This window comes from Kitasatospora sp. NPDC057198, from assembly GCF_042670125.1.
Taxonomy (GTDB): domain Bacteria; phylum Actinomycetota; class Actinomycetes; order Streptomycetales; family Streptomycetaceae; genus Kitasatospora.
The window spans coordinates 1-1,027 of the sequence record NZ_JBHUWH010000899.1; the positions used below are offsets into that span (position 1 = coordinate 1).

Sequence of the window (1,027 nt, forward strand, 5' to 3'; positions counted from 1 at the left end):
GTGCGCGATCTGGCACAACCGAACCACCGGCCGACCCGTCACCCGCTCCCTGATCGCCTACGACCACTGACCGACTTCGGAACTACTCGTCTAGGCCCTGGCCGGCGCCGGGCAGCGGGCCGGGCACCTCCACCCCTGCGGTTCAGAACAGGTCGAGCAGGCCGGTCAGGGAGATGAGGACGGCCGGGGCGGTGGCGGGCCCGGCGGGCGGCTCCGCGGTGGGGGTGTCGCGGCGAAGGGTGTGCGGCCCGCGTAGCCGAGGGCGATCGCGGCGGCGACCGGCTCCGGGTCGTCGTCGGCGAACAGGCACTGGGCGGGGGCGAGTTGCAGCGCGTCGCTGGCGTGGCGGTACGTCCTCGGGTCCGGCGTGTTGCAGCCGGGGACCGCGGAGATCGCGTACGCCTCGAAGAAGTGGTCGACGCCCAGCCCGGCGTGCAGGTCGGGCAGGTCGGGCCAGGCGTCCGAGACGACGGCCATCCGCACGCCCCGGCGGGTGAGTTCCTCCAGGGTGCCGACGACCTCCGGGTAGGTCTCCGGGACGGTGACGGCCGGGACTTCGCGGCGCAGGTCGGCGAGGAGTTCCGGGGTCGGGTCCACTCCGATGTGGCGGGGGCATCAGCCGGTGGTGGTCGTCGCGCCCGGGTTCGGGGACGCGTCGGCGAGTGGGCGGTCGCCCGCGGCGACGGCGGCCGCGAGGTGTGCGGGCGGGATCGCGGGCAGGTGGGCGGGGACGGTCTCCTCGAAGTCCGCCCGCGGGTTGCAGCGGCCGCCGATCGGCCGCATCAGCACGCCGCCGGAGTCGGGCAGGACGGCGCGGAGGTCTTCCCGGGGGGGCCGGCCGTGTCGTCATCCGGCCGGTCTGGCCGTCGGGCGGCCCGTGGTCGGCCCCCGAGGGCGGTAGCGTCCTGGCATGTCCGTCGAACGCCCCGCCCTTCCCGTCGAGTCCCCCCCCGCCCCGCGGATGGGGGCGGCGGGGCGGCGGTCGCTGCTTCCCTTACCGACCGTGGCGGGGCGGGCCGGGGCGCCC

General features: G+C 76.6%; 2 protein-coding genes. Both read right to left on the reverse strand.

What is annotated here, in order from left to right:
- Nucleotides 1-165: 165 nt before the first annotated feature.
- Nucleotides 166-597 carry an HAD family hydrolase gene (locus tag ACFUEL_RS39955; RefSeq protein ID WP_380243172.1) on the reverse strand — a complete coding sequence of 144 codons (432 nt, stop codon included), beginning with the start codon at nucleotides 595-597 and terminating at the stop codon, nucleotides 166-168.
- An 18-nt stretch (nucleotides 598-615) separates the two neighbouring features.
- Entirely contained in the window at nucleotides 616-789 is a 174-nt protein-coding gene (locus tag ACFUEL_RS39960) for a hypothetical protein (protein ID WP_380243173.1), read from the reverse strand.
- Between the last annotated feature and the right edge of the window lie 238 nt (nucleotides 790-1,027).